Below are 25,219 nucleotides of genomic sequence, written 5' to 3'. Positions count from 1 at the left end.
CAGTCAGGTCTAGTCAGGTTCGGTCAGGTTCGTCGGTCGGGTTCAGTCGGTGAGTGAGTCGTCGATCCACCAGGCCGCCGTCGAGCCGGGGAGCATCCCGGGCGGACAGGCGCCACTGGCGAGCAGCGGGGTGCCGGAGACCGGCGCGGGTACGGGCGCGGTGCCGAAGTTGACCGCGCAGACCAGGTCGTCGCGGGTGAAGGCGAGCACCCCCGGCGGGGCGTCCAGCCAGCGCAGGCCGCCCTCGCCCAACTGGGGCAGCGCGGCCCGCAGTTGGAGGCCGTCGCGGTACAGGTGCCAGAAGGAGCGGGTGTCGGCGAGGGCGCGGTCGGTGGCGTACTCGGCGAAGTACTCCGGCTGGGGCAGCCAGGGCTTGGCGCTCTCGGCCCCGGAGGTGAAGCCGAACGGGGAGGCCTGCCCCGACCAGGGCAGCGGCACCCGGCAGCCGTCACGGATGCGGGCGCGGTCGCCGGTGCGGCGGAAGATCGGGTCGGTGAGGACGTCGTCGGGCAGGTCGACGACCTCCGGCAGGCCCAGTTCCTCGCCCTGGTAGATGTACGCGGCTCCGGGCAGGGCCAGCATCAGCAGGGCCGCGGCACGGGCGCGGGCGGCGCCGAGGCCGCTGCCGTGCGGGTCGTGCTCGCCGTAGCGGGTGACGGTGCGGACCTGGTCGTGGTTGTTGAGGACCCAGGTGACCGTGGAGCCGGTGCCGGCGATGTCCTGCATGGCCTCGGAGATGACCTTGCGGAAGGCGTCCGCGTCCCAGGGCGCCCCGAGCAGGTCGAAGAAGAACGCCTGGTGCAGTTCGTCGGGGCGGACGTACTGCGCGTGCTCACGGGCGGTGGGCACGGACACCTCGCCGACCAGGAGGCGCTCGCGGCCGTCGCGTTCGGCGTACTCCTCGCACACGGCCCGCCACCGGCGCCACACGTCGTGCACCTCGGGCTGGTTCCAGGCGAGCGGGTTGACCGAGTCGCGGGTGCGGGCGTCGGCCTCCGGGTCGTCGGAGTCGGGCAGCTCGGGGTGCTTGAACAGGCCCGCGGCGACGTCGATGCGGAAGCCGTCGACGCCCCGGTCGAGCCAGAAGCGCAGGATGCGGTCGAACTCGGCGGCGATCTCCGGGTTGCGCCAGTTCCAGTCGGGCTGCTCGGGCGTGAACATGTGCAGGTACCACTGGCCGTCGGGGAGACGCGTCCAGGCCGGGCCGCCGAACATGGCGTGCCAGTTGTTGGGCGGCTCGGCGCCGTCGGGGCCGCGCCCGTCGGCGAAGTGAAAGCGGGCCCGGGCCGGGCTGCCGGGCGCCGCGGCGAGCGCCTCGCGGAACCACGGGTGCTCGCTGGAGCAGTGGTTCGGGACGATGTCCAGCAGCACCTTGATGCCCAGGCTGCGGGCGGCGAGCACGAGCCGGTCGAACTCGGCGAGGTCGCCGAAGAGCGGGTCGACGTCGCAGTAGTCGGCCACGTCGTAGCCGTGGTCGTGCTGCGGCGAGGGATAGAAGGGGCTCAGCCAGATCCCGTCGACGCCCAGTTTCTTCAGATACGGCAGCCCGGCGCGGACCCCGGCGAGATCGCCGACCCCGTCACCGGTGCTGTCCAGGAAGCTGCGGACGTAGACCTGGTAGATCACCGCGTCCCGCCACCAGCGGTACTTACTCAACATGCATGCATGTTAGGTATCTGTTTCCAGGGGGTGTCAATGAACTGGACACAAGCTACTGAGGAGTTGGCACACTAAATCGGGACACACAGGGGCATGCCGAAGGCAGATGAGACGTTGGCGTTACTTAACAGGTAACTATCAGCCGGTGAGGGCGTCGAGCTCGCGCGCCAGCCGGCGCACGGCGGCCTCGGGCGTCTGCCGCCCGGTCATCGCGTCGTGCACCACCGCCTGCACGACCAGGCTGACCTGGTCGTAGCGCGCGCTCTTGGGCCGCGGCGCGGCGGCCAGCACGCTCTCGCGCAGGGTGGGCAGATACGGGAACCGCCTGATCAGACCGGGGTCCCGGTAGAGGTCGGCGCGCACCGGGGGCAGCGCGCCGCGGGTGAGGACCTGGCGCTGCACGCGCTCGCCGGTGAGGTAGGCGAGCAGGCGCGCGGCCGTGTCGGGGTGCCGGGCGTGGGTGCTGACGGCCAGGTTGGAGCCGCCCAGGACGCTGGTGGCCGGGCCGTCGGGGCCCGGCAGGGGCACGGCGCCGACCCGTCCGGCGACCCGTGAGCCCGGCTGTGAAGCGGCGACATAGGCGTAGGGCCAGTTCCGCAGGAAGAGCAGCCGGCCGTCCTGGAACGCCTGCTTGGACTCCTCCTCCTTGTACGTCAGCGCCTCGCGCGGTATCCAGCCCTCCCGTACGCCGCGCACCAGGAAGCCGATGCCCTCGCGGGCCGCGGCCGAGTCGACGGTGACGCGGGCGCCCTCGTCGCCGAGGATCGTGCCGCCCGCCGAGTAGACGGCCTCGGCGGCGTTCACCGTCAGGCCCTCGTAGGGCAGGAACTGTCCGGCGTACCCGTCGAGCCCGTACTCCGGGGCGATCGTCTCGGCGTACTTCTCCAGCTCCGCCCAGGTGCGCGGGGGCGCCACACCCTCCTTGTCCAGGATGTCCTTGCGGTACAGCAGCAGTCCGGCGTTGGTGACGTAGGGGACGGCGTACAGGCGGCCGTCGTAGGTCGCCGTGTCCACGACCGGCGGCAGGAAGGTGCCGAGCGGGAAGCGGGAGCGCTCCAGCGGGCGGATCCAGCCGGCCGCGGCGAACTCGGACGTCCAGTTGACGTCGATGTTCAGCACGTCGAACCGGCCGCGGCCCGAGCCGCTGAGGTCGGTGATCATCTGCGCGCGGGACTCGTCGGTGGAGTCGGGCAGTTCGACGAGCGTGACCCGCTCGCGGGGGTGCGCGCGGTTCCAGCCCTCCAGGAGCGGGCCGAGATAGCCGGTGAGGTCGCCCGCGGTGGCGAGGGTCAGCGGACCGCGCCCGCCCGCGCCGGCCTCCCGCGCCTGCACTCCGGAGGTGACATATCCGGTCAGGACGATCAGCAGAACGAGGAGGCCCCTACCCGCGGCATGTGTCCACCGCATAGGTTCCTCCCTGTACACCGGCACCGGGCACCCTCGCCCGGGGACAAAGGCCATGTATACCTGTTAGGCATGGGCGATACTAGGGCCTGGCACACATCACCAGGACAGGAGGACAGCACGCGTGCGCCTGCCCCTCCTGGCACTCCTCGCCCGAGGCCCCGCCCACGGCTACGAGCTGAAGCAGGGCCTTGAGCAACTGCTGGGCTCCGCGTACCCTCAGCCGAACGTCGGCCAGATCTACGTCACCCTCGGCCGCCTGGAGAAGCAGGGGCTGATCGAGGGCGAGGACGTCGAGCAGTCGAGCCGGCCCAACAAGAAGGTCTACCACCTCACCGAGGACGGGCGTGAGGCGCTGCGCGCCTGGTTCGCGGAGCCCGAGGACGAGCCGCGGGTACGGGACGAGTTCTTCATGAAGCTGGCCCTCGCCCCGCAGACCGGACTCGCCGACCAGATAGCCCTGATCAACACCCAGCGGCGCCAGTATCTGAACACCATGCGCCAGCTGTCGAAGCTGGCCGCCGCCGAAGACCGCGACAACCGCATCGCCCACCTGCTGATAGAGGGCGCGATGCTGCACCTGCAGGCCGACCTCGACTGGCTGGAGCGGTGCCAGGAAGAGCTGGAGGAGCTGGAGTGAGCGACCGTCCCGCTCCCGTGCTGCGCGCCGAGGGCCTGGCCAAGACCCACCACGGCGAGGGCGCGCCCGCCCGTGCCGTGCGCGGAGTGGACCTGAGCGTCACCCCGGGCGAGTTCGTCGCGATCACCGGCCCGTCCGGCGCCGGGAAGTCGACCCTGCTGCATCTGCTGGGCGGACTGCAGCGGCCCGACGCGGGCAGCGTCTGGCTGGACGGGGAGCGCACGGACGCGTGGAGCGAGGCCCGCTGGGCGGTGGAGCGGCGCAAGCGGATCGGGATCGTGTTCCAGTTCTTCAACCTGGTGTCGAACCTGTCCGTCGCCGACAACGTCGAGCTGCCCGCGCTGCTCGCCGGGGTCGCGCCGAAGCGGGCGCGCGCCGAGCGGGAGGAGCTGCTGGCCGAGCTGGGCCTCACGGGCAAGGAGCGCAGCATGCCGGGCGAACTGTCCGGTGGCGAGCAGCAGCGCGTCGCGCTGGCCCGCGCGCTGGTCAACCAGCCGCCGCTGCTGCTCGCCGACGAACCCGCCGGCAGCCTCGACAGCAAGGGCACCCGCGAGGTGATGCGGCTGCTGTCCCGCTTCCATCAGCGCGGCCAGACGATCCTGCTGGTCACGCACGACGCCCGGCTGGCGAGCGCCGCGGACCGGGTGATCAGCTTCTTCGACGGGCGGATCGCCGACGACGCCGAGCTCGGCGGCGACACCCGGCCGCCGCGGCGCACCGGGACCTCCGGGGTGCTGGAGCTGAGGGACTGACATGCGGCGGGACGACGTACGCAGGCGCGCGAGGAAGGGCTGACGTCCGTGCGAGCGACTCTGCGCTGGGCGCACTCCGATCTGCGCACGCACCGCGGCGAGGCGCTGTTCCTGGTCCTCGCGACCGCGGGCGTCGTCCTGTCGCTGCTGCTGGCCGCCGCCCTGTTCGGCTACGCCACCAACCCCTGGCAGCGGGTGTTCGCGCAGGGCGGCGGGGCCCATGTCTGGCTGCACACCTCCAGGTCCGCGGACCCGGGGAAGCTGTCCTCGCTGGACGGCGTGGACGCGGTCGCGGGCCCCTATCCGGCGGCCTCCGCGACCGTCGCCACGCGTGGCGCCCGTGCCTCGGTGGAGCTGCGCGGCACCCCGGAGCGGCCCGAGGTGGGCCGGCCACTGCTGACCTCGGGGAACTGGCTGGACGCGGCGACGCCCGACGGTGTCGTCCTGGAGACCCGGCTCGCCCGGTCCCTGCTGGCCGAGCCCGGTGACACGCTGACCGTGCCCGGCGGCACGCGCCGCTTCACCGTCGTCGGTGTCGCCGACAGTGCCGAACCGCCCTACCGTGCGGGCGAGCGGCCGGGGCTGGTGTGGGCGTTGCCGTCCGCGCTGCCCGACGCCGACAGCCAGGTCGTCGGGCTGCGGCTGCGGGACCCGGACGACACCGGGTACGCCGTCCAGCGCGCGGTGACCGTGCTGGGGGCCGGCGCCATCGGCGAGGTGTCCACCTGGCAGCAGGCCCGGGCGGAGGCGCAGGGCGAGAACCGGCTGCTCGGGCAGGTCCTCGGCCTGTTCGGGCTGGGCGCGCTGCTGGCCGCGGGCTTCGCCGTGCACGGGGCGATCGGCACCCGTATCCGCGGACATCTGCGGGACATCTCCGTACTGAAGGCGATCGGGTTCACCCCCGCCCAGGTCGTGCGCCTGTTCCTGCTCCAGCATCTCGCCTACGCGCTGCTGGGCGCGGTGGCCGCCGCCGCGCTCACCGGGGCGCTGGGCAGCCGCTTCCCGGGGCGGCTCGGGGACGCGGTGGGGGTGTGGCAGGGGCTGCCCGGGCAGACGGTGACACTGTTCGTGGTACCGGTCGCGGCGGTGCTGTTCATCGGTGCGACCACGGGTCTCGCCGCCTGGCGCGCGGGGCGGGTGCCGCCGGTGCCGGTGCCCAGGCCCGCCGCGTCACGGGGCGGCCGGCTGTCCGGGGCGGCCCGCTGGGCGCTGGGGCCGGGCGTGCGCGGGGTGCGGGTGCCGCCCCCGCTGGTCCTGGGCTGGCACCGGGCGTTCGCGCGCGGTCCGCGTTCGCTCACGGCGGTCGGCCGGCTGGCGCTGCCGCTGCTGCTGATCGTGGTCGCGATGAGCGCGTGGACCACCATGGACCGCTTCCACAGCAGGCCCGAGCAGATCGGCCTGCCCGCCGCGCTCACCGTCCACGCCGACGCCTCCCTCGACGCCCGCGGCACCCGGACGGTCCTCGACGGGGACCCGCAGGTCGCGGCCGCGTACCCCGGTGTGGAGGTGGCCGCGCTGGTGCCGGGCCAGACGGAGACGATCGCCCTGCGCGGCCTCGGCACCCGCCGGGAGCCGTACCCGTACGCCCTCGCCGAGGGGCGCGCGGCCCGCGGGGCCGACGAGGCGGTTGCCGGGCAGGGGCTGCTCGACCTGCTGGACGTGCGGGTCGGCGACTGGGTGCGGATGACGGTCGGCGACCAGCCGCAGATCCTGCACATCGTCGGCCGCAGCATCGAGCCGGACAACGCCGGCCGGGTCATCTCCACGTCCCTCGACACGCTGCGCGAGAACGACCCCGGCCTGCGTCCGTCCCTCTATCAGGTCCGCCTCACCCCGGGCGCCGATCCGCACGAGGTCGCCGACCGGCTCGCCGGGGCCGGGCACGGCCGGCTGGACGTGCACGCGGTGACGAACCCGGTCGACGGCCTCTCCCCGCTGCGCGCCGTCGTCCTCGGCCTGATCGCCGTGCTCGCCCTGATCGGTCTGGTCGAGCTGCTCACCGCGATCGGCGGCACGGTGCGGGAGTCCGAGCGGGACCTGCTCGCCTGGAAGGCGATCGGCCTCTCCCCCCGCCAGATCACCGCGATCACCGTCGTCGCGACCGGCTGCACGGCGCTGACGGCCGTCCTCCTCGCCCTGGTGCTCGGCCTGCCGCTCGCCCACTGGCTGATCGACGCGCAGGGCCGTTCCAGCGGCATCGGCGCCGGCATCGCCCAGGGCCCCTCCCCCGTCCTGCTGCTGCTCCTCGGGGCGGGCGCCGTGCTCGGTGCGGCGGCCCTCGCGACGCTGCCCGCGACCCGCGCGACCCGGCGTCGCCTCGCGGACACGCTGAGCGCGGTGGCGTGAGGGGACGCGCCGCTCAGGCCGCGTGGCAGGCCAGTTCCCAGGGGTCACCTGCGCCCGCCGGGCCGGCTTCTCCCTCGCCGAGACCGTCCGGACGCCCACACGAGGCGAACGACAGGTCCTAGCGCAGGAGCCACTTGCGGGTCAGTTCCAGTACCTCGGCGCGTGACCGGGTGCCGTGTTCGGCGGCGATGTGGTGGTTGCCGATGCGCAGCGAGAAGGTGATGAAGCAGCGGACCTCGACGTCGTCCTCGTCGGCGCAGATCTCGCCGTAGAGGGAACGCAGGTACGCCATACGGCGGTTGTCGACGCGGCGCAGGCGTTCGGCGACGGAGGCGTCGCGGCGGGCCCAGTCGCGGACGGCGAGTTCGGCGGCCGTGCCGGTCATGGGCGTGTCCCCGGAGCCGGCGAGGGTGAAGAGGGTGCCGAGCTTGGTGCGGGCGTCTCCCCCGGCGCTCTCGACGCGCTCGATGACGGCCTCGGTGACCTCGCGCTCCCAGGTGTCGAGGATCTCCTCGAGCAGCGCGCCCCGGTTGGCGAAGTAGCCGTAGAAGCCGCCCTTGGTGACGCCGAGCGCCTGGGCCAGCGACTCGATCCTGACGGCTTCCGGGCCTCCGGCCGACAGGGCGCGCAGGCCCTCCTCGATCCACTTGCCGCGCGGGGTCCGGGGCGTGGCCGCCATGGTGTGTCTCCTGTCACGTCCGCGTGTCCATCTATACGCCACCGTATAACGGGTCTACGCTCGATCTGTACGGCATCGTATAGAACAGGGGCTTGCTCATGAGACTCCCCCGCACGGCACACACCTCCCGCCCGTGGCGCATCCACGAGATCGCGGGGGACTTCCACGTCGAGGACGTCTGGGACCTGCCGACCCCCGGCGGTCCGGACGACCTCCGGCACCTGGTCCGGCAGATCACCGAGGGCGCAGGCGACGGCATCGCGGCCGACGCGCCCGCGTATCGCGCGCTGTTCGCGATCCGATGGAAGCTGGGCGCCCTGCTCGGCTGGGACAAGCCCGGCGCGGGCGTCGGCGGCCGGGTGCGCTCGCTGCGCGACCGGATGCCGCCGGACCTGCGCGAGGCACCTCGGGGCCCCGACCCGCGCGCCATCCCGTTCCGCTCGCTCTACCAGCTGCACGACGAGTGGGCCGCCGAGATGGCCAACCGGACCGTGCACGCGGTCATGCACATCGGCTGGGTCCCGGACGGGAAGGGCGGCCACCACGGCCGGATGGCCGTCCTGGTGAAGCCCAACGGCCCGTTCGGCGCCGTCTACATGGCCGGCATCAAGCCCTTCCGGTACGTCGGCGTCTACCCGGCGCTGCTGCGCGGGATCGGCCGGGCCTGGCAGGCGAACGCCGCCGCGCGCAGCGCCGGATGAGGGCCGTGGCCCCATGTCGGCCACGGGCTCGCGGCCGGCGTACGGCAGGATGAGGACATGAGCGTAGTCAAGATCAACGTACTGACCGTGCCCGCCGAGCAGCGCGAGACGCTGGAGAAGCGCTTCGCCTCCCGCGCCCACGCCGTGGAGAACTCCGACGGCTTCGAGTGGTTCGAGCTGCTGCGGCCGGTGGAGGGCACCGACACCTACCTCGTCTACACGCGCTGGCGGGACGAGGAGTCCTTCCAGGCCTGGATGGAGGGCCCGATGAAGTCCGCCCACCAGGGCGGGGGCGGCGAGGGCGGGGAGCGTCCCAAGCCCGCCGCCAGCGGCTCCACGCTGTGGTCGTTCGAGGTCGTCCAGCAGGCGGCACCGAAGGGCGAGTAACGGCACAGCCGTTGGTGATCATCTTGTGTGGTCGTGGTGTCCCCCGCCCGGGCCGCTGCCGTAGCTTGGCGCACGGCAGAGACCAGCCGTTTCAGGGGAGAGCCGTGTCGCGTCAGGACACCGCCACGACCGCGCCACCGCACAGCGCCGAGCGTCCCGCTCCGCCCGCCCGGTCGCGGGGCGCCGCGATCGCCGGCTGGACCCTCACCCTCGCGTTCAACGTCGTCGCGCCGATCCTGACGTACAACGCGCTGCGGGATCACGGCTGGAGCGAGTTCACCGCGCTGCTGGTGAGCGGCGCGTGGCCGGTGCTCGACAGCGCCGTGCACGTGGTGTGGCGGCGCCGCCTGGACGAATTCGCCGTCGTGACCCTGATGTTCCTCCTCATCACGGCCGTGGCGTCACTCGTCGGGGCGCACTCCGCGCGCCCTGCTGATCAAGGACTCGGGCATCACGGGCCTGTTCGGCCTGCTGTGCCTGGGGACGCTGCTCACGCCGCGCCCCCTGATGTTCTACTTCGGGCGCAAGTTCGCCACCGACGGCACCCCGGAGAGCACCGCGTGGTGGAACGGCAGGGAGAAGGCGTAGTCGGTCCGGGCCCTGAGGGAGGTGAAGCCGGACGCGGTATGCGCGCGGCCGAGCACCTCGACGGGCTTGTTGCACGCGAGGTTGGTGCCCTGGGTGGGCGGGTCACCCGGGCCGCCGTCGCCGTAGACCTCCAGCTCGGACAACTGGGCGGCGCTCCAGCCGGAGTTGGCGCTCACCTGTACACGCAGGCAGCGGGTCGTGGGGCCGTCGAGGGTGAGGGTGACGGTGCTGGCCTGGGCCGGGGTGAAGGTGCGGTCGGCAGGGGCGGCGAGTGCGGTGAAGGCGCTGCCGTCCGTGCTGCCGAGCACGGCGAGGCGCTGGGTGCTGGCCTCCCAGGTGGTGGGGAGCTTGAGCACCACACGGCCGACGCGCACGCCTGTGCCGAGGTCGACCTGCACGAGGTTGGTGTCCTGCGCCGCGGCCGCGCCCGGTTCCTCGGCGGCGTGGGCGCCGAGGGGCAGCAGGGCCAGCAGTACGGATATCAGTACGCCGACGGACAGCCGTCGGCCCGGATGGTTACCTCTCATGGTGGACTCACCTGACACTGTGCACGAGTTTTTGAGTGATGCCGTCCATCTTTTGCGTCGCTGGGGGACAGGCTTCCGCCGGCTCACGGCTTTGTAACGGACGTGACCGCACGGGAAGTCGAGGATCAAGGGACGCGGGCGCCGGGACGGACGCTGGGCGGGGAAGCGCGGCGGCCGGGAAAACAGCCCCCGGGGAAAAGCGATCGGCACCGGCCGGGGTGACCCGGTGCCGGTGCCGATGAAGGGATGCGAGAATGCGGGGCTGCGGGGCTGCGGGGCTGACGGTCAGCCGGCGGGCGCCTGGGCGGTGGAGCCGCGCACCACCAGCTCGGGCTCGAACAGCAGCTCGCCCGGGTGTGCCTGGGTGCCCTGGATCTGGGCGCACAGCAGCTCGACGACGGCGCGGCCCATCGCCTCGATGGGCTGGCGGACGGTCGACAGGGGAGGCTCGGTGCAGCTCATGAACGCCGAGTCGTCGAAGCCGACGACCGACACGTCCGCGGGCACGGACAGCCCCCGCCGGCGCGCGGCCCGGATCGCGCCGAGCGCGAGGGGGTCGCTCGCGCACACGATGCCGGTGACGCCCCGCTCCAGCAGCCGCGCGGCCGCGGCCTGGCCGCCCTCCAGCGAGAAGATCGACCGTACGACGAACTCCTCCGGCAGGCTCCCGCCGGACGCCTCCGCCACGGCCCGCGCCGCCTCGAGCTTGCGGCCCGAGGGGACGTGGTCGCCGGGGCCGAGGACCAGGCCGATGCGCTCGTGGCCCAGGGAGGCCAGGTGCCGCCAGGCCTGCTCGACGGCCACGGCGTCGTCGCAGGCGACGCACGGGAAGTCGAGGCCGTCGATGGAGGCGTTGATCAGCACCACGGGGATGTTGCGCTCGGCCAGCTGCCGGTAGTGGTCGTGCGGCGCGTCGGCCTGGGCGAACAGACCGCCGGCGAACACCACGCCGGACACCTGCTGCTGGAGCAGGAGCTCCACGTAGTCGGCCTCGGAGACCCCGCCCTGCGTCTGGGTGCACAGCACCGGCGTCAGCCCCTGCTGGGCCAGCGCGCCGCCGATCACCTCCGCGAACGCCGGGAAGATCGGGTTCTGCAGCTCCGGCAGCACCAGGCCCACCAGTCGGGCGCGCTCACCGCGCAGCTGGGTCGGCCGCTCGTACCCCAGCACGTCCAGCGCGGTCAGCACGGACTGCCGGGTCGCCTCGGAGACACCGGGCTTGCCGTTGAGGACGCGGCTGACCGTGGCTTCGCTGACTCCCACCTTCTTGGCCACCTGGGCAAGTCGTCGTGTCATGCACGCAAGGCTAGCGCAAGTCACGCAAGCGGGTTGCGTGAATGCCCGCCCGGTCCGGGGCCGGCTACGCAAGCCGTTGCAATGGAGCGCAAGCCGTGGGCCGCGTTGCCCGCGTCTGTTCGGCGGGCCGTTCCCCCACGGGCGCTCCGCTCAGCCGCCGGTGACCTCCAGCACCGCCTTCCCCGGGACCCGGCGGCCGTGCAGTGCCTCGGCGGCCTCGGCGAAGCGGTCCCAGGAGCCCTGCCAGCCGATGTCGACGGTGAGGGCGCCCTCGGCCGCGAGGCCGGCGAGGGTGGCGAGGTCGGCTCCGGCCGGGCTGTCGATGACGAAGGACGTCAGGGACTTGGCCGGGCCGACCGTGACGTACGGGGGCAGGACGGCGGGCTCGCCGGAGGTCCAGCCGACGCTCTGGAGGCTGCCCCCGGGGGCCAGGAGCTGCCATGCGGCGACCAGCTGAGGGCCGCCGACGCTGTCGATGACGATGTCGACCGGCTGCTCGAGCCCCTCCAGACCGACGAGCACCTCGTCGGCACCCGCCTGGCGAAGTCCCGCTCCCCGCGCGGCGGACCCCACGGACGCGATTACCCGCGCGCCGGCCCGGGCCGCCAACTGCACGGCGAACCGGCCGACTCCGCCGGAGGCGCCGGTGATCAGCACGCGCTTGCCCGCGGCCAGTCCGGCCGCGCGCAGCGAGCGCAGCGCAGCGACTCCGGCGACGGGCAGACCGACCGCACGAGCGGGGTCCAGCTCCTCGGGAAGTTCGGCCAGTTCGGTCACGCCGACGGCGACCCGCTCGGCGAACGCCCCCGACGTGAGGGCCACGACCCGGGCGCCCACCGCGGGTCCGGTGCCGTCCGCGGCGGCCTGGACGACCACCCCCGCGGCGTCCGAGCCGAGCACCGCTCCGGGCGGCACCCGGCCGGATCGGGCGTCGTTGAGGTCACCGTGGTTCAGCGAGGCGTGCGACACCTCCACGAGCACCTGATCAGCAGCGGCCACCGGCCCGGGGACGTCCGCGAGGCGCACGGCGGCCGGGGCGGACGGGTCGACGACGAGGGCACGGACGGACATGGCATCTCCCTTGAGGGCACGGGTCGTTGCGGTATGCGAGGCACGGTCGTCACCTCGCCGGGTGCACGGTTCGTCACAGCGCCCGGTGCGCAGTCACGGCGACCCGTGCACAGTCACGGCGGCCGGCGCACGGTTGTCCACGGCGTCCGGAGCGCGGTGCGTCACGGCATCCATGATCGGTAACCTTGCCGGTCGGCGGAAGGAGGCACATTGATGTCACGGAGTCACACCCGTGTCACCGACGCGGTCCGGGACGAGGCGTGCCCGGTCACCGAGGTACTCGACCGAGTCGCGGGGAAGTGGAGCGTCGGCATCCTGATCGCCGCCGCCCACGGTCCGGTCCGCTTCACCGAGCTGGAGCGCGCCGTCCGGGGGATCAGCCGCCGCATGCTCACCCTGAACCTGCGCCGGCTGGAGCGGGACGGACTGCTGGTGCGCACCGTGTATCCCACGGTTCCCCCCAAGGTCGAGTACACCATCACGCCCATGGCCCGGGAGCTGTACGTGTCGCTGACCGGCCTGGTGGACTGGGCCGAGCGCCATCGCTCCGCGATCAGCGAGGCGCGGGCGGCGTACGACGCCGAGGCGCGGACGGAAGGGTCCTGATGCCGTCTCCGTACCAGCGGGAGCTGCGCGACCGGCTGCTGTCGGTGCCGGAGGTCGAGGCGCCCGCCCCGTGGCGGCGGGTGTGGGACCGCGGTACGGCGGTCGGCGGTCTGCTGGGCGTCGGCTTCGCCACCGGTCCGGCCGATGGCCGGGACCTCGTGCTGGTGGAGTCCACGGCGGGGCTGGGGCTGTTCGACGCGGAGACCGGGGAGAGGCTGGCGCGTGACCGTGACCCCGACCACGACGGCCCGGAGTGGGAGCGGGACCTGACCTGCCCGGGCATCGGGCCGCTCGCCGGGACCCCGGTGCGGATGGCGGGTCTCTACGGCGGCGGCCTGCACTCCGGTGCGTCCGGCGGCTGGGTGGTGGAGGTCGTCGGCCCGGAGTGGCCGCATCACCGGGTGCTGCTCTCCCGCGGCACCTCGATGCCCTACCGCGTACCGCACGGCGAGGGCTGGTGGCACGTCTTCGACGCGAACCGCTCCGAGCTGCGCGCCGCCGGCTTCTCCCCCTCGGGCCGCACCCTCGCCGTCGCCACGAGCAGCGACCTCATCCTGTGGACCCGCCCGGCACCGTAGGCCGGGGCCCGGCTCCGGCCCGGTCACGGCTCCAGCGGTGCGACCGGCCGCTCGAAGAACGTCTCCAGGACGACCGTGGCCTCGGTGCCGCTCACTCCGTCGATCGCGTGCAGGCGCCGCAGCACGTCCTGGAGTCCGCGGGTGGTGGCCGTCCTGACCTTGACGAGCACCGAGGCGCTGCCCGCGATGACGTGGGCCTCCTGGATCTCGGGCAGCGCGGCGAACCGGTCGGCGGAGTCGCCGATCCAGGCGGTGGAACGGACCTGGACGTAGGCGAGGACGCCGCCGCCGACGGCCTCGGGGTCCACGTCGACGGTGGTCCGGCGAATCACGCCCCGCTCGCGCAGCTTGCGCACCCGCTCGTGCGCGGCGCCCGCCGAAAGGCCGACGGCCCGGCCGAGGGCGGCGTACGACTGGGCGGCGTCCTGCTGGAGCAGGGCGATCAGCTGTCGGTCGATGTGATCCACATCCCATCCTTTCATTCAGTCGATCAGGGTCAAGACCATACAGCGTCCTGCCATACTCCATTCCGACCGAACAGCATTCACCGTTCCGGGATGTGACGCTCCATGACCTTCACCGAGCCGTACGAGATCCTCGACGACCGTTTCCGCACCGGCCGCTGCACGGCGGGCGACTCACGCCTCGAAATCCTCCACGACGGCTGCCGCTGGGCGGAGGGCCCGCTCTACGTGCCGGCCTGGCGGCAGCTGATCTGGAGCGACATTCCCAACGACCGCATGCTGCGCTGGGACGAGGCCACCGGGGCCGTGAGCGTCTTCCGCTCCCCCGCCGGCTACCCCAACGGCAACACCCTCGACGGCCAGGGCCGGTTGGTCACCTGCGAGCAGGGCAACCGCAGGGTGACCCGTACCGAGCACGACGGCACGGTCACCGTGCTCGCCTCCCACTGGCGGGGCAAGCGGCTCAACAGCCCCAACGACGCCGCCGTGAAGTCGGACGGGGCGATCTACTTCTCCGACCCGGACTTCGGCATCACCAGCGACTACGAGGGCCACCGCGCCGAGTCGGAGATCGGCTCCTGCAACGTGTACCGGATCGACCCGGTGACCGGTGACGTCGACCTGGTCGCCGACGACGTCGAGGCCCCCAACGGGCTGGTGTTCTCCGCCGACGAGCGGCAGTTGTACGTCTCGGACACCCGCGGCGGCAGGATCCGCGTGTACGACGTGCGGCCCGACGGCACGCTGTCGCGCGGGGACGTCTTCGCGGAGATCCCGCCCGGCGGAACCGGCCGTTTCGACAACCTCCGCTTCGACGACGGCGGACGGCTGTGGGCCGCCGCGATGGCGGACGGGGTGCACTGCTACGACCCGGACGGCACACTCATCGGCCGGTTGAACGTGCCGGGTGTGGTGGCGAACATCGCGTGGGGCGGCGCCAAGCGCAACCGGCTGTTCATCGCCGCCGACACCACCCTCTACTCGATCGTCATGGGTGTCACGGGCACCCACCCGGCCGGTCCGGGCCACCGCCCCTGGCGGTGACCCCCAGCCTCTCCGCGTGCGGGCGGCCGGATCCTTGCGCTCCGGCCCGAGGCGCCCTCGTCACGCGCGCCGGCTCCCCGTAGCGTGACGGGGCCACGGCCCTTCGAGCCTCCGGGAGCCCTGATGGACCACGCGCGACCTCTGGTGATCGACCCCACCGGCCGCGACATCCACGGCGAGGCCGCCCGTATCCGCGCCCGCGGCCCCGCCGCCCTCGTCGAACTCCCCGACGGCGTCGAGGCCTGGGCGGTCGGCAGCCCCGAACTGCTCCGGCGGCTGCTCACCGACCCACGGGTGTCGAAGAACCCGCGGCTGCACTGGAAGCGCTGGATCGACGGCGAAGTGTCGCCGGAATGGCCGCTGTTCACCTGGGTCGCGGTGCAGAGCATGTTCACCGCGTACGGCAGCGAGCACAAGCGGCTGCGCCGGCTGGTCGCCAAGGCGTTCACCGCCCGCCGCACCGCGGCGCTCCAGCCCCGCGTCGAGCAGATCACCAAGACGCTGCTCGACGCGGTCGGGGAAGCCGGCCGGCGCAGTGAGGTGGTCGATCTGCGCGAGGAGTTCTGCTATCCGCTGCCGATCCAGGTGATCAGCGAGCTGCTGGGACTGCCGGAGGAACTCGGCGCGGAGCTGCGGGCCGTGGTGGACGGCGTCTTCCACACCTCGGCGTCCCCGGAGGAAGTCACCGACATCTACCAGCGGTTCTACGCCGTACTGGGCGAACTCGTCGCGCTGAAAAGGCGCCTGCCGGGCGACGACCTCACCTCGGCGCTGATCTCCGCCCGCGACGACGAGGACGCGTCCCGCCTGAGCGAGCAGGAACTGCTGGACACTCTGATGCTGGTGATCGGCGCGGGGCACGAGACCACCGTCAACCTCATCGACAACGCCATCCACCTGCTGCTCACCCATCCCGGCCAGCTCGACCACGTGCGCTCCGGGCGGGCCGGCTGGCAGGACGTCGTCGAGGAGGCGCTGCGCGTGGAGGCGCCGGTGGCCAGCCTGCCGCTGCGGTACGCCGTGGAGGACCTGGTGCTGAGCGAGTTCGGCGGCCCGGAGGGGGTGGTCATCGCCGAGGGAGAGGCCATCCTCGCCTCGTACGCCGCCGCCGGGCGGGATCCGGGCCGCTACGGCGCCGACGCCGACGCCTTCGACGTCACCCGGGCCGACAAGGAGCACCTCGCGTTCGGGTACGGCGTGCACTACTGCCTGGGCGCGCCGCTGGGCCGGCTGGAGGCGACCGTCGCGCTGCCCGCCCTGTTCGGCCGCTTCCCCGGCCTGCGGCTCGCCGTGCCGGCCGGGGAACTCCGGCCGGTGGACTCCTTCATCTCCAACGGTCACCGCAGTCTGCCGGTCCGCCTGGCCTGATCAGCGCTCACGGCCCTCGCGGCCCGCGGGGGCGCGGGCCGCGAGGGCCTCGAGGAGCAGGTCCACCGCGTCCTCGAAGGAGCTCTCCGCCATCGCGGGCAGCTCACCTCGTGCGGCGGTCAGGGCCGGGTGGGTGGCGGTGACGTCGGGGCCGGTCTATGGCGTGAGCCGCCGGACCGGGCTGCCCGCGAGGAACGCGGTGATGTCCTCCACGGCCTCGGTGAAGAAGGTGCGGTAGTTGCCCTCGGTGACATAGCCGAGGTGCGGGGTGGCGAGGACGTTCGGCAGGGTGCGCAGGGGGTCGTCGGCGGGCAGCGGCTCGATGTCGAAGACGTCGAGTCCGGCGCCGGCGATCCAGCCCTCGCGCAGGGCGCGCAGCAGCGCGCTCCGGTCGACGAGGGCGGCGCGGGAGGTGTTGACGAGGTACGCGTGCGGGCGCATGGCCCGCAGTTCGGGCTCGCCGAGCAGCCCGCGGGTGCGGTCCGACAGCACGAGGTGGATCGACACGAAGTCGCTGCGGCGCAGCAGGTCGTCCTTGCCGGCGGCGAGTTCGGCGTCCGCCCCGGCGGCCCGCTCGGCGGTGAGGTGCGGGCTCCAGGCGAGCACCTCCATGCCGAAGGCGCGGGCGACGCGGGCCACGCGGCTGCCGATCCTGCCGAGCCCCAGCAGGCCGAGGGTGCGGCCGTGCAGGTCCTGGCCGACGGTGGACTGCCAGGGGCCGCCCTCGCGCAGGGCGCGGTTCTCCGCGGTCAACCGCCGGGCCAGGCCCAGCAGGAGCGCCCAGGTCAGCTCGACCGGCGGGGTCGGGCTGCTCGCCGTACCGCAGACGGTCACGCCCGCGGCGGCCGCGGCGGTGACGTCGATGGAGGCGTTGCGCCGGCCGGTGGTCACCAGCAGCCGCAGTGCGGGCAGCCGGCTCAGCAGCTCGGCGTCGAAGGGGGTGCGCTCGCGCATGGCGACGACGATCTCGCAGTCCGCCAGCGCGGCGACCAGCTCGTCCCGGTCCGCGAGGTGCTCGCGCACCGTGCGGACCTCGACCTTCCCGTCGAGCGGGCTCCAGTCGGCCATGCGCAGGGCGGCGTCCTGGTAGTCGTCCAGTACCGCGCAGCGGAGCGTCATACGGGTTTCCTGTCCATGCTCGGTCCGCCCGTGCGCGGACGGGCGGAGGTGAACGGATGTGCGGGCACGACAGGGGCGTGCCCGGGGTGCACGATAGGTGACGTGGCCGACTATCTGCTGTCCTTGAGCGAACCGGAGATCGTGCGCTACCGGCTGATGGCCGAGGCCGCCGAGCGCCGGGAGAAGGATCTGTGGCGGGCCGCCGGGGCGGTTGCCGGCGCGCGGATCGCCGATGTGGGGTGCGGTCCGGGTGCGATCTCCGTACGGCTGGCCGGCCTGGCCGGTCCGGAGGGTGCCGTGTGGGCCGTCGACCGGGACGAGGGCGCCCTCGCGACCGCCTCGGCGCTGGCCGGCCGGGCCGGGGCCGCGGTGCACACGCTCGCCGGTTCCGCCGACGCCACCGGGCTGCCCGCCGGGACGTTCGACCTGGTGATGCTGCGGCATGTGCTCGCGCACAACGGCGGCCGGGAGCAGGCCGTGGTGGACCATCTGGCCTCGCTGGCGCGGCCGGGCGGCGGCTGCGTGTACCTGGTCGACGTCGACATGCGCTGCTTCCGCCTGCGTGGAGCCCCCGACGCCCTCGTGGACCTCCAGGACCGTTACGCCGAACTCCACCGGCGGCGCGGCAACGACCTCGCCGTCGGCAGCCGCCTCGACCAGCTCCTCACCGCGGCCGGCCTCGAGGTCGCGGCGTACGAGGGGCACATCGAGGTCGTCGTGCCCCCGCCCGGCATGCGCGGCCCCGCCTGGGCGGCCCGCGACGCCCTTGTCGCCGAGGGCCTGGCCGAGCCGGCGGACCTCACCCGCTGGGACGAGGCCTTCCGCCGTCTTGAGCAGGACCCCGGTGGCACCCGCGTCTTCGCCGCCCATTTCGTGGCGTACGGCCGCCGCCCCTGACGCTCCGGACGCCCGCTGCCCGGGGCCCCCTCCCGGCGGCCACGCCTCAGGGGCCCGGGGCGAGCGCCTCCGCCGGCGGCCCCGCGGCGGGCAGCCCGGCGAAGTCCAGGATGTGCGGCACCGCCTCCCGCAGGGAGTCGAAGTGGCGGTGCACCCCCGCCACCGGCTCGGCGGTGTTGACGCCCCACACCGTCATGCCGGCCGCCAGCCCGGAGCGCACCCCGGACGGGGCGTCCTCGACGACGAGGCAGTCCCGCGGGTCGGCGCCCAGCAGGGCGGCCGCGCGGAGGTAGGGGACGGGTGACGGCTTGCCCTCCTCGACGGCGGCCGCGTCGACGATCAGGCCGGGGTCGGGCAGGCCGGTCCGGCGGAAGCGGCCGCGGACCCGGTGTGCGTAGTTGGAGGTGACGAGGGCCCAGGAGCCGGGCGGGAGGGCGCGCAGCAGTTCCGGGGCGCCCTCGAAGGCCGAGTAGCTGCCGTGGCGGACGTCCTCGTCCTCCAGCTCGTGGAGGGCGGTGAGGCACTCGGCGGGGGCGCGGTCCGGGGCGACCCGCGCGAAGGTCTCGGTCGGGCGGGTGCGCAGGGCCACCGCGTGGACCTCGTCGGGGTCGAGGCCGTACCGCAGCGCCCAAGTACGCCAGACCTGGCGCTGGTTGGCGACGGCGTCGATCAGGGTGCCGTCGACGTCGAACAGTACGTACCTCGGACGGTCGCCCGGGATGGATGCGTCTCTCACCCGCCGATCATGTCAGGCGCCCTCTCCGGCGGATCTCCCCACGCCCACCTATTGACGTGCCCACGGCGACCTTTCTAGCGTAGCAAGCGCTTTCCCTCTCGTGTGTCATGAGCCCGCACCTCAATCGCCTGCACCCCAGGCGACCACGGAGAAGGACGAGGACCCCCCAATGAAAACGATATCTTCGCTGTCCCTGCTGGCCTGCGCCGGCCTGGCGTTCGGCGCCGTCGTCGCGCTGCCCGGCGCCGCCGCGACGGCCGCGCCGACCCGCTACGAGGCCGAGAGCGCGCCCGCCGTCTGCGACGGCACCGTCGACACCGAGCACGCCGGATACTCCGGCACCGGCTTCTGCAACGGCCGCAACGCCACCGGTGCCGCGCTGCAGTTCACGGTGAACGCCGCCCAGGCGGGCACCGCGACGCTGTCGGTCCGCTACGCCAACGGCACCACCACCGCCCGCCCCGCGACCCTCACGGTGAACGGCACGTCCGCCGGCTCACCGTCGTTCGGGGGCACCGGCACCTGGACGGGATGGACCACGCAGACCTTCAGCGTGCCGGTCGTGCAGGGCGGCAACACCGTCCGGTTCAGCCCGACGACCGCGGGCGGCCTGCCCAACATCGACTATCTGGAGGCCGAGACCGGCGGCACCACCACGCCCCCGCCGACGGGCAGCGCACTGTACGTCGCCCCTGGCGGCACCGACGGCGCGGCCGGCACGGTGGACGCCCCGACGACGCTCACCTCGGCGATCAGCCGCGTCGCCGCGGGCGGCACGATCTACCTGCGCGGAGGCACGTACCGCCAGGCCTCCACGGTGACGATCCCGGCCGGCAGGAACGGCACGTCCGCCGCGCGCACCACGCTGGCCGCCTACCCCGGCGAGACGCCGGTGCTCAACTTCGCGGCACAGACCGAGAGTTCGGCGAACCGCGGGCTCCAGCTGAACGCGTCGTACTGGCACATCCGCGGCATCGTCGTCGAGCGCGCCGGCGACAACGGCATCTATGTCGGCGGCAGCGGCAACGTCATCGAGCGCACGGTCACCCGCTTCAACCGGGACACCGGTCTGCAGCTGGGGCGGATGGCCTCGACCACGCCGAGCAGCGAGTGGCCGGCGAACAACCTGATCGTGAGCGCGGAGTCGCACGACAACGCCGACTCCGACGGCGAGGACGCCGACGGGTTCGCCGCCAAGCTCACCACCGGCCCCGGGAACGTGTTCCGCTACGCCGTCGCGCACCACAACATCGACGACGGCTGGGACCTGTACACCAAGCCCGACACCGGCCCGATCGGCCCGGTGACCATCGAGGACTCGCTGTCCTACGACAACGGCACCCTCAGCGACGGCTCGCAGGCCGGCGCCGGCGACCGCAACGGCTACAAGCTCGGCGGCGAGGACATCGCCGTCAACCACGTCGTGCGCCGCAGCATCGCCTACCACAACGGCAAGCACGGCTTCACGTACAACAGCAACCCCGGCTCGATGGCGATCTCCAGCAACGTCAGCGTCGACAACGCCCAGCGCAACTTCAACTTCGACGCCGGCACCTCGGTGTTCCGCGGCAACACCTCCTGCCGCAGCGGCAGCGGCACGAACGACCGGATCATCGGCGACGCCGACGGCTCGAACCAGTTCTGGTCCGGCTCCAACGGCTCCCGGTGCGCGACCTACTCCGGTGCCCTCGGCTGGTCCTACGCCTCGGACGGCCGGCTGGCGGTGACCTTCGGCGGCCGCCCGGTCACGCTGTAGCGCCCGCGCACGGCACCCTCCGCTCCCGGGCGGCGCCTCCACCCCACAGGGCGGCGCCGCCCGGGAGCTCGGAGACACCCCCTGAACAGGCAGACTGTAGGGATGAACGACTACCCCATGGTCCACCGGGACCCCGCCCCCGAACGCTACGGCCGGCTGCGTGTCCGGGCCGACGACCTGGGCCCCGCCGGCTGGCTGGCGAAGGAGCCCGGCGGCCAGGGGGCGATGGGGACGGTCGCGGGTGTCGCCGCGCCCGGGTTCGCCGCGTACGCGCGGGTGCTGCATCCCGCGCAACTGGACGGCCGGCCCGTGCGGTGGGACACCGTGGCCGCGGCGTACGGGCGCCGGGTGGGGGCGCTCACCGACTGGCACGAGGTGCTCGGGGTGGACCGCGACCACCCCCATGCCGGTGCGGACGGGCTGCCCGGCGTCTGGGACGAGCAGGCCTGGGAGGGGCCGACCCCGCCCGTCGTCGCCCAGGCCCTGATTCCCGTCCTGGCGCGGCACACTTCCACCCCCCAGCAGTGCTGGTTCGGGCTGTGGGACGGCTACGGGCAATGGGACTGGGACGGCGTGCCGACCTTCCCGACGCCCGGACGTGACGAGGTGCTGCTGTCCGGTGCGCTCGCGGACGCCGTCTCCCCGGTGTCCATGGGCGAGTTCGCCGAGCTGCCCGACCTGTGGTGGCCGCAGGACCGGGCCTGGTGCGTGGGCGGTGACGTCGACCTGGTCAGCACCTACGTAGGCGGCACCCCGGAACTCGTCGCGGACCTGCTGGCCTCACCCGGCCTTGAGGCCCACCCGGTCGGGCCGGACGACCGGGTGGGCTGACCGCGGACGTCAGGGCCGCAGCGGCCCCTCGCAGCGGTAGTCGGAGGTGCCCGCCCGGCCGGTGGACCACAGGGTGACCTCACCGAACGAGCAGTTCATGTCGGCGAGGTTGTTCACCCCGCGCAGGCTCCGGTCGAGGATGAAGTAGTCGACGGTCTCGGCCATGTCCGCGAAGACCCGGCCGGCGTCGCCCGCGTCCGTGAGGTTCGCGGTGATCCGGCCGGTGCAGACGAACCGCGGCCGGTCCGTGCCGCCGCCGGCGGTGCACTCCGGCGTCATATAGGTGCCGGCCGCGAACGACGCCCGTACGTCCGCGACGCCGGCGGCGCTCAGCTCCCCGAGCGGGATGTGCCGGGTGGCGGGCACGTACAGGTCGTCGACCCGGGCGATCTGCTCGTCGAGGAAGGCGTCGTACTCCCGCTGGAGCGCCGTGTCCCGGCCCGTCCGGTCACGCCAGGCGTCGAAGGCGGCGGGGTCGTCGGCGCGCAGGTGGCGGTACATCTCCTTGAGCAGGCCGGGGTGTTCGAGCCACAGGAAGCTGAAGAACGTGCCCGCGTAGGAGTAGAAGCGGAAGCCGTCGCCGTCGTAGGTGGCGTGCAGGAGCCGGTCGACGCTCATGCGCGGGCCGCCGTTCGCGGTGTCCCGCATGATGCTTCTGACCAGCGAGGCGCGCACCTTGACGCCGTCGTCGCGGGTGGCGCCCGCGAAGAACTCGGCGGTGCCCTCGTCCATGGCCGTGGTGCGGTCGCCCTGGTACCAGGGTCCCTCGCCGAACAGTCCGGGCACGGCCCAGCGGCCGTTGAGGTAGTGGGTGTACTCGTGGCGGAACAGCTCCTCCAGGGTGAGCGAGGAGTCCTGCGGCACACGGCGCTGGTAGGTGTAGAAGGTGGCGCCGCGTTCGATGTAGATGCCGCCGTTGTCGGTGCCCATGCCGGTGAGCAGCGGGTGGAAGTTCTCGTAGTCGGCGCGCGAGGCGTACAGGACGACGTTCAGAGCGGTGTTGGTGTCGCCCGGCAGGGGCTGCAGGGTGCCGAGGACGCGGTGGAACTGGGCCTTGACCTGCTTGCTCGCGTAGTACAGCTGGTCGACGGTGGCCCGGTCCAGGCCGGTGCGCACCCGTATGGCGTCGCCGCGGCCGTCGGTGTCGTAGGCGAACGTGCTCGGGAAGAGGCGGCGTTCGATGTCGTCGCGGCAGACGCGGTACGGCGCGCAGGCGCCGAACTCGATCAGCCAGCTCGCGACCTTGGCCCAAGGGGCGCTGCTGTCGCCGAAGTTGCGGGCGGCTGTGTCGAGGAGGGAGCCGAGCCCGGTGACGGTCTCGGTGCGGAGGCGGTCGATCTGCCCGAAGCGGCCGTACTCGCCGAGCGCGTCACGCACCACCCAGGCGTTGGGCCGGTCCTTGAGATGGGTGTACGTCGCGAAGGCGCGGAACGCGGCCCGGTAGGAGGGGTCCGCGACGACGGCGTCGTGGAAGGCGGTGTCCCGGTTGCCGGGGTAGACGCCGAGGTAGTTCAGGGACAGCGCGGCGAGCGCGGCGCCGGCCCACGCGGTGTCCTGGGCGGTGCCGCGGCCGGGGCCCATGGTGGCCAGGACCCGCTTGACGAGGGGGAGTTGATATTGGCGCAGCCCCGGGGCGCCGGCGGCGTAGAGGGCCTCGCGGAGCGTCTCGGCGTTGGCGCGGGTGGCGTCGAAGGTGCGCGGGGCGGCACCGAGGGCGTCGACGGCCTGGCGCATGGCGGCGACGGTCGGGGCGTCGGTGACGTCGATCTCGGGGCGCGAGAAGTCGTGGTAGGCCACCGCGTGGAGATAGGTGAACAGTTCCAGCAGATGGCTGCCGTCGGCGCCGTCGTGGGCCGGGGCGAGGGTCGCCGCCCGCCGGGAGACCGCCTGCACGTGCGCGTCGGACATCACGGGCGCCAGGCGTCCGTCCCAGGACCAGATCAGCGTGCGCAGGCATCCGTCGGCGGTCACGGCCGGGTCGGTGAGGAAGTCCGCGAACCGCTCGGGCGTCAGCCCGGTCACACCGTCGAGGGTGCAGGGCGCGAGGGTCCGCGCGGAGTCCCCGCGCAGGGGCGTCGCGGCCCCGCGGAGGCGTCCGTCGGCCCGGGTTCCGCCGGGGGCGGGCAGCCGTGGGGCGGTGGTACGGGGTGCTGCGGCCAGGTGCTCGACGTGGTCGCGGTCGCTTCCCCCGCCGCCGTAAGGGGCCTTCGCGAGTGGGGAGTTGGCGGTGGCCGGGTGTGCTCCGGGCAGGCCCGTGAGGCCGACGGCCAGGGCCGTCGCGACCGTGAGCAGGGATATGCGCCGCCGTCCGGCGAGGGCGCGGGAGTGGTGCCGGGTTCTCGTGAGGAACACCGATGACTCCTGTGGGGAGTGGGGTGAATGGGGGGTTGCGAGGCGCCGCCGCGGAAAGGGATCGCCGCGCTGAACCGGGCGGCGCCATGTGATACGTAACGTAGTAATGTGAAATTGCACTGACAACCCCCCTGCACCGACCGGCTACATGACGGAGCGTCAGCGGACTCGGACCCTCATCTCTCTTGGCAGCCCCAGTGCAATGTGAAATATTACTGGGGTGCCCACGAGACACTCTGCGGATCTCATCGTGGTCGGGGCGGGTGTGGTCGGCGCTGCCTGCGCCTTCTACGCCGCCCGCGCCGGCCTCAGCGTCACCGTCGTCGACCGTGGCCCCGTCGCGGGCGGGACCACCGGGGCGGGCGAGGGGAACCTCCTGGTCTCCGACAAGGAACCCGGCCCCGAGCTCGAACTGGCCCTGCACTCCTCCCGGTTGTGGCGCGAGCTCGCCGGCCTGCTGCCGCCGGCCGTCGAGTACGAGCCCAAGGGCGGCCTGGTCGTCGCCGACGCCGACAAGGGCCTGGCCGCGCTGCGGGAGTTCACCGACCGGCAGCGCGCCGCGGGTGTCGTCGCCGAGGACGTCCCGGCCGACCGGCTCGCCGAGCTGGAACCGCATCTGGCCCCCGATCTCGCGGGAGGCGTCCACTACCCCCAGGACGCCCAGGTACAGCCCGCCCTCGCCGCGGCCCATCTGCTGCGCGCGGGTGGGGACCGGGTGCGGCTCCGGCTCGGCGAGGAGGTCACCGCCGTCCTCACCGGCCCAAGCGGCGAGGTGCGGGGCGTGCGGACACCCTCCGGTGAACTCCACGCCCCGTACCTCGTGAACGCGGCCGGCACCTGGGGCGGGGAGGTGGCCCGGCTGGCGGGTGTCGCCCTGCCGGTGCGGCCGCGGCGCGGGTTCGTCCTGGTCACCGAGCCGCTGCCGCGCGTGGTGCGGCGCAAGGTGTACGCGGCCGACTACGTCGCCGACGTGGCCAGCGACTCGGCGGCGCTGCAGACCTCGGCCGTCGTCGAGGGCACCCCGGCGGGTCCGGTGCTGATCGGCGCGAGCCGGGAGCGGGTCGGCTTCGACCGCACCCTCTCCGTGGAGGCACTCGGGCGGCTCGCCGCGCAGGCGGTACGGCTCTTCCCGGTCCTCGCCCCGGTCCGCGCGATGCGCACCTACTCCGGGTTCCGGCCCTACCTCCCCGACCATCTGCCCGCCATCGGCGCCGACCCCCGCCGGCCCGGCCTGCTGCACGCCTGCGGCCACGAGGGAGCGGGGATCGGGCTGGCCCCGGCGACGGGACAGATCATCGCCGCGTTGGTCTCCGGAGGCGAACTCCCTCTGAACATCCGTCCGTTCGGTCCGGAGCGGTTCGAGTGAGGCCATGTCGCCACCGGAGCTCGCACAACAGCTCACCCCGGAGCTCGCACCG

General features: G+C 73.3%; 23 protein-coding genes. 13 read left to right on the top strand and 10 right to left on the bottom strand.

Going from position 1 to position 25,219, the window contains the following annotated elements; all coding sequences use genetic code 11:
- Nucleotides 1–42: 42 nt before the first annotated feature.
- Both ACIGXJ_RS07010 and ACIGXJ_RS07005 read right to left on the bottom strand, forming a co-directional pair.
- Nucleotides 43–1,659, bottom strand: coding sequence for a glycoside hydrolase family 13 protein (locus ACIGXJ_RS07010; protein ID WP_399642262.1), 1,617 nt, complete (start codon nucleotides 1,657–1,659; stop codon nucleotides 43–45).
- Nucleotides 1,660–1,797: 138 nt separating this feature from the next.
- A complete protein-coding gene (locus tag ACIGXJ_RS07005; protein WP_399642261.1) occupies nucleotides 1,798–3,066 on the bottom strand; it encodes an ABC transporter substrate-binding protein in 1,269 nt (422 codons plus the stop codon).
- Nucleotides 3,067–3,187: 121 nt separating this feature from the next.
- Here ACIGXJ_RS07005 and ACIGXJ_RS07000 point away from each other — a divergent pair, with 121 nt between their 5' ends.
- Genes ACIGXJ_RS07000 through ACIGXJ_RS06990 form a run of 3 tightly spaced genes read left to right on the top strand, consistent with a single transcriptional unit; the run spans nucleotide 3,188 to nucleotide 6,801 of the window.
- On the top strand, nucleotides 3,188–3,703 hold the full coding sequence (locus tag ACIGXJ_RS07000) for a PadR family transcriptional regulator (RefSeq protein WP_399642260.1): 516 nt from the start codon (nucleotides 3,188–3,190) through the stop codon (nucleotides 3,701–3,703).
- On the top strand, nucleotides 3,700–4,455 hold the full coding sequence (locus ACIGXJ_RS06995) for an ABC transporter ATP-binding protein (protein WP_399642259.1): 756 nt from the start codon (nucleotides 3,700–3,702) through the stop codon (nucleotides 4,453–4,455). Before ACIGXJ_RS07000 ends, ACIGXJ_RS06995 begins: the two co-directional genes overlap by 4 nt.
- A 48-nt stretch (nucleotides 4,456–4,503) precedes the next feature.
- Nucleotides 4,504–6,801: an FtsX-like permease family protein gene (locus tag ACIGXJ_RS06990; RefSeq protein ID WP_399642258.1), complete on the top strand. Its 2,298-nt coding sequence runs from the start codon at nucleotides 4,504–4,506 to the stop codon at nucleotides 6,799–6,801.
- A 118-nt stretch (nucleotides 6,802–6,919) separates the two neighbouring features.
- On the opposite strand, the gene ACIGXJ_RS06985 is transcribed toward ACIGXJ_RS06990, so the two are convergent.
- Nucleotides 6,920–7,480, bottom strand: a complete 561-nt coding sequence (locus ACIGXJ_RS06985; RefSeq protein ID WP_399642257.1) for a TetR/AcrR family transcriptional regulator — start codon at nucleotides 7,478–7,480, stop codon at nucleotides 6,920–6,922.
- A 98-nt stretch (nucleotides 7,481–7,578) separates the two neighbouring features.
- On the opposite strand from ACIGXJ_RS06985, the gene ACIGXJ_RS06980 reads away from it, so the two are divergent.
- Nucleotides 7,579–8,181: a DUF2867 domain-containing protein gene (locus ACIGXJ_RS06980; RefSeq protein WP_399642256.1), complete on the top strand. Its 603-nt coding sequence runs from the start codon at nucleotides 7,579–7,581 to the stop codon at nucleotides 8,179–8,181.
- A gap of 57 nt (nucleotides 8,182–8,238) precedes the next feature.
- Entirely contained in the window at nucleotides 8,239–8,568 is a 330-nt protein-coding gene (locus ACIGXJ_RS06975; RefSeq protein ID WP_399642255.1) for an antibiotic biosynthesis monooxygenase family protein, read from the top strand.
- A gap of 512 nt (nucleotides 8,569–9,080) precedes the next feature.
- Here ACIGXJ_RS06975 and ACIGXJ_RS06970 read toward each other — a convergent pair.
- The 3 genes from ACIGXJ_RS06970 to ACIGXJ_RS06960 all read right to left on the bottom strand — a co-directional run bounded on the left by ACIGXJ_RS06970 (nucleotide 9,081) and on the right by ACIGXJ_RS06960 (nucleotide 12,050).
- Nucleotides 9,081–9,683 (bottom strand): discoidin domain-containing protein, encoded by a 603-nt coding sequence (locus ACIGXJ_RS06970; RefSeq protein ID WP_399642254.1) that lies wholly within the window; start codon nucleotides 9,681–9,683, stop codon nucleotides 9,081–9,083.
- Nucleotides 9,684–9,968: 285 nt separating this feature from the next.
- Nucleotides 9,969–10,979: a LacI family DNA-binding transcriptional regulator gene (locus tag ACIGXJ_RS06965; RefSeq protein WP_399642253.1), complete on the bottom strand. Its 1,011-nt coding sequence runs from the start codon at nucleotides 10,977–10,979 to the stop codon at nucleotides 9,969–9,971.
- A gap of 150 nt (nucleotides 10,980–11,129) precedes the next feature.
- Entirely contained in the window at nucleotides 11,130–12,050 is a 921-nt protein-coding gene (locus tag ACIGXJ_RS06960) for a zinc-binding dehydrogenase (protein ID WP_399642252.1), read from the bottom strand.
- Between the two features lie 213 nt (nucleotides 12,051–12,263).
- Here ACIGXJ_RS06960 and ACIGXJ_RS06955 point away from each other — a divergent pair, with 213 nt between their 5' ends.
- Nucleotides 12,264–12,656, top strand: coding sequence for a winged helix-turn-helix transcriptional regulator (locus ACIGXJ_RS06955; protein ID WP_399642251.1), 393 nt, complete (start codon nucleotides 12,264–12,266; stop codon nucleotides 12,654–12,656).
- On the top strand, nucleotides 12,656–13,234 hold the full coding sequence (locus ACIGXJ_RS06950) for a hypothetical protein (protein ID WP_399642250.1): 579 nt from the start codon (nucleotides 12,656–12,658) through the stop codon (nucleotides 13,232–13,234). Before ACIGXJ_RS06955 ends, ACIGXJ_RS06950 begins: the two co-directional genes overlap by 1 nt.
- 23 nt (nucleotides 13,235–13,257) lie before the next feature.
- On the opposite strand, the gene ACIGXJ_RS06945 is transcribed toward ACIGXJ_RS06950, so the two are convergent.
- Nucleotides 13,258–13,701 (bottom strand): Lrp/AsnC family transcriptional regulator, encoded by a 444-nt coding sequence (locus ACIGXJ_RS06945; RefSeq protein WP_399642249.1) that lies wholly within the window; start codon nucleotides 13,699–13,701, stop codon nucleotides 13,258–13,260.
- Nucleotides 13,702–13,803: 102 nt separating this feature from the next.
- On the opposite strand from ACIGXJ_RS06945, the gene ACIGXJ_RS06940 reads away from it, so the two are divergent.
- Both ACIGXJ_RS06940 and ACIGXJ_RS06935 read left to right on the top strand, forming a co-directional pair.
- A complete protein-coding gene (locus ACIGXJ_RS06940; protein WP_399642248.1) occupies nucleotides 13,804–14,742 on the top strand; it encodes an SMP-30/gluconolactonase/LRE family protein in 939 nt (312 codons plus the stop codon).
- A gap of 123 nt (nucleotides 14,743–14,865) precedes the next feature.
- The gene (locus ACIGXJ_RS06935) at nucleotides 14,866–16,110 is read left to right on the top strand and encodes a cytochrome P450 (protein WP_399642247.1); all 1,245 of its coding nucleotides are present in this window, start codon (nucleotides 14,866–14,868) and stop codon (nucleotides 16,108–16,110) included.
- A 156-nt stretch (nucleotides 16,111–16,266) separates the two neighbouring features.
- Here ACIGXJ_RS06935 and ACIGXJ_RS06930 read toward each other — a convergent pair whose 3' ends face one another.
- The gene (locus tag ACIGXJ_RS06930; RefSeq protein WP_399642246.1) at nucleotides 16,267–17,229 is read right to left on the bottom strand and encodes a D-2-hydroxyacid dehydrogenase family protein; all 963 of its coding nucleotides are present in this window, start codon (nucleotides 17,227–17,229) and stop codon (nucleotides 16,267–16,269) included.
- A gap of 102 nt (nucleotides 17,230–17,331) precedes the next feature.
- Here ACIGXJ_RS06930 and ACIGXJ_RS06925 point away from each other — a divergent pair, with 102 nt between their 5' ends.
- Nucleotides 17,332–18,126, top strand: coding sequence for a class I SAM-dependent methyltransferase (locus ACIGXJ_RS06925; RefSeq protein ID WP_399642245.1), 795 nt, complete (start codon nucleotides 17,332–17,334; stop codon nucleotides 18,124–18,126).
- 46 nt (nucleotides 18,127–18,172) lie between these two features.
- Here the strand turns inward: ACIGXJ_RS06925 and ACIGXJ_RS06920 are convergent, their stop codons facing one another.
- Nucleotides 18,173–18,862: an HAD family hydrolase gene (locus ACIGXJ_RS06920; protein ID WP_399642244.1), complete on the bottom strand. Its 690-nt coding sequence runs from the start codon at nucleotides 18,860–18,862 to the stop codon at nucleotides 18,173–18,175.
- A 169-nt stretch (nucleotides 18,863–19,031) separates the two neighbouring features.
- Here ACIGXJ_RS06920 and ACIGXJ_RS06915 point away from each other — a divergent pair, with 169 nt between their 5' ends.
- Together ACIGXJ_RS06915 and ACIGXJ_RS06910 are read left to right on the top strand one after the other, a co-directional pair.
- Nucleotides 19,032–20,618 (top strand): carbohydrate-binding protein, encoded by a 1,587-nt coding sequence (locus ACIGXJ_RS06915; protein ID WP_399642243.1) that lies wholly within the window; start codon nucleotides 19,032–19,034, stop codon nucleotides 20,616–20,618.
- Nucleotides 20,619–20,720: 102 nt separating this feature from the next.
- The gene (locus ACIGXJ_RS06910) at nucleotides 20,721–21,449 is read left to right on the top strand and encodes a hypothetical protein (RefSeq protein ID WP_399642242.1); all 729 of its coding nucleotides are present in this window, start codon (nucleotides 20,721–20,723) and stop codon (nucleotides 21,447–21,449) included.
- Between the two features lie 9 nt (nucleotides 21,450–21,458).
- Here ACIGXJ_RS06910 and ACIGXJ_RS06905 read toward each other — a convergent pair whose 3' ends face one another.
- Entirely contained in the window at nucleotides 21,459–23,801 is a 2,343-nt protein-coding gene (locus tag ACIGXJ_RS06905; protein ID WP_399642241.1) for a collagenase, read from the bottom strand.
- Between the two features lie 220 nt (nucleotides 23,802–24,021).
- Between ACIGXJ_RS06905 and ACIGXJ_RS06900 the strand changes: the two genes are divergently transcribed.
- Entirely contained in the window at nucleotides 24,022–25,167 is a 1,146-nt protein-coding gene (locus ACIGXJ_RS06900; RefSeq protein ID WP_399642240.1) for an NAD(P)/FAD-dependent oxidoreductase, read from the top strand.
- Nucleotides 25,168–25,219: the final 52 nt, after the last annotated feature.

It is taken from the genome of Streptomyces sp. NPDC053367, assembly GCF_044545925.1.
Lineage (GTDB): Bacteria > Actinomycetota > Actinomycetes > Streptomycetales > Streptomycetaceae > Streptomyces.
Note: the sequence above shows the minus strand (reverse complement) of the source record. Positions and strands in the feature narration are given on the sequence as shown.

Bases quoted from the DNA above. Each gene is read 5' to 3' on its own strand.
- ACIGXJ_RS06975 (WP_399642255.1), top strand. From the start codon at position 8,239: ATGAGCGTAGTCAAGATCAACGTACTGACCGTGCCCGCCGAGCAGCGC.
- ACIGXJ_RS07010 (WP_399642262.1), bottom strand. From the start codon at position 1,659: ATGTTGAGTAAGTACCGCTGGTGGCGGGACGCGGTGATCTACCAGGTC.
- ACIGXJ_RS06950 (WP_399642250.1), top strand. From the start codon at position 12,656: ATGCCGTCTCCGTACCAGCGGGAGCTGCGCGACCGGCTGCTGTCGGTG.
- ACIGXJ_RS06915 (WP_399642243.1), top strand. From the start codon at position 19,032: ATGAAAACGATATCTTCGCTGTCCCTGCTGGCCTGCGCCGGCCTGGCG.
- ACIGXJ_RS06935 (WP_399642247.1), top strand. From the start codon at position 14,866: ATGGACCACGCGCGACCTCTGGTGATCGACCCCACCGGCCGCGACATC.
- ACIGXJ_RS06970 (WP_399642254.1), bottom strand. From the start codon at position 9,683: ATGAGAGGTAACCATCCGGGCCGACGGCTGTCCGTCGGCGTACTGATA.
- ACIGXJ_RS06930 (WP_399642246.1), bottom strand. From the start codon at position 17,229: ATGACGCTCCGCTGCGCGGTACTGGACGACTACCAGGACGCCGCCCTG.
- ACIGXJ_RS06955 (WP_399642251.1), top strand. From the start codon at position 12,264: ATGTCACGGAGTCACACCCGTGTCACCGACGCGGTCCGGGACGAGGCG.
- ACIGXJ_RS06910 (WP_399642242.1), top strand. From the start codon at position 20,721: ATGAACGACTACCCCATGGTCCACCGGGACCCCGCCCCCGAACGCTAC.
- ACIGXJ_RS06980 (WP_399642256.1), top strand. From the start codon at position 7,579: ATGAGACTCCCCCGCACGGCACACACCTCCCGCCCGTGGCGCATCCAC.
- ACIGXJ_RS07005 (WP_399642261.1), bottom strand. From the start codon at position 3,066: ATGCGGTGGACACATGCCGCGGGTAGGGGCCTCCTCGTTCTGCTGATC.
- ACIGXJ_RS06960 (WP_399642252.1), bottom strand. From the start codon at position 12,050: ATGTCCGTCCGTGCCCTCGTCGTCGACCCGTCCGCCCCGGCCGCCGTG.
- ACIGXJ_RS06940 (WP_399642248.1), top strand. From the start codon at position 13,804: ATGACCTTCACCGAGCCGTACGAGATCCTCGACGACCGTTTCCGCACC.
- ACIGXJ_RS06985 (WP_399642257.1), bottom strand. From the start codon at position 7,480: ATGGCGGCCACGCCCCGGACCCCGCGCGGCAAGTGGATCGAGGAGGGC.
- ACIGXJ_RS06965 (WP_399642253.1), bottom strand. From the start codon at position 10,979: ATGACACGACGACTTGCCCAGGTGGCCAAGAAGGTGGGAGTCAGCGAA.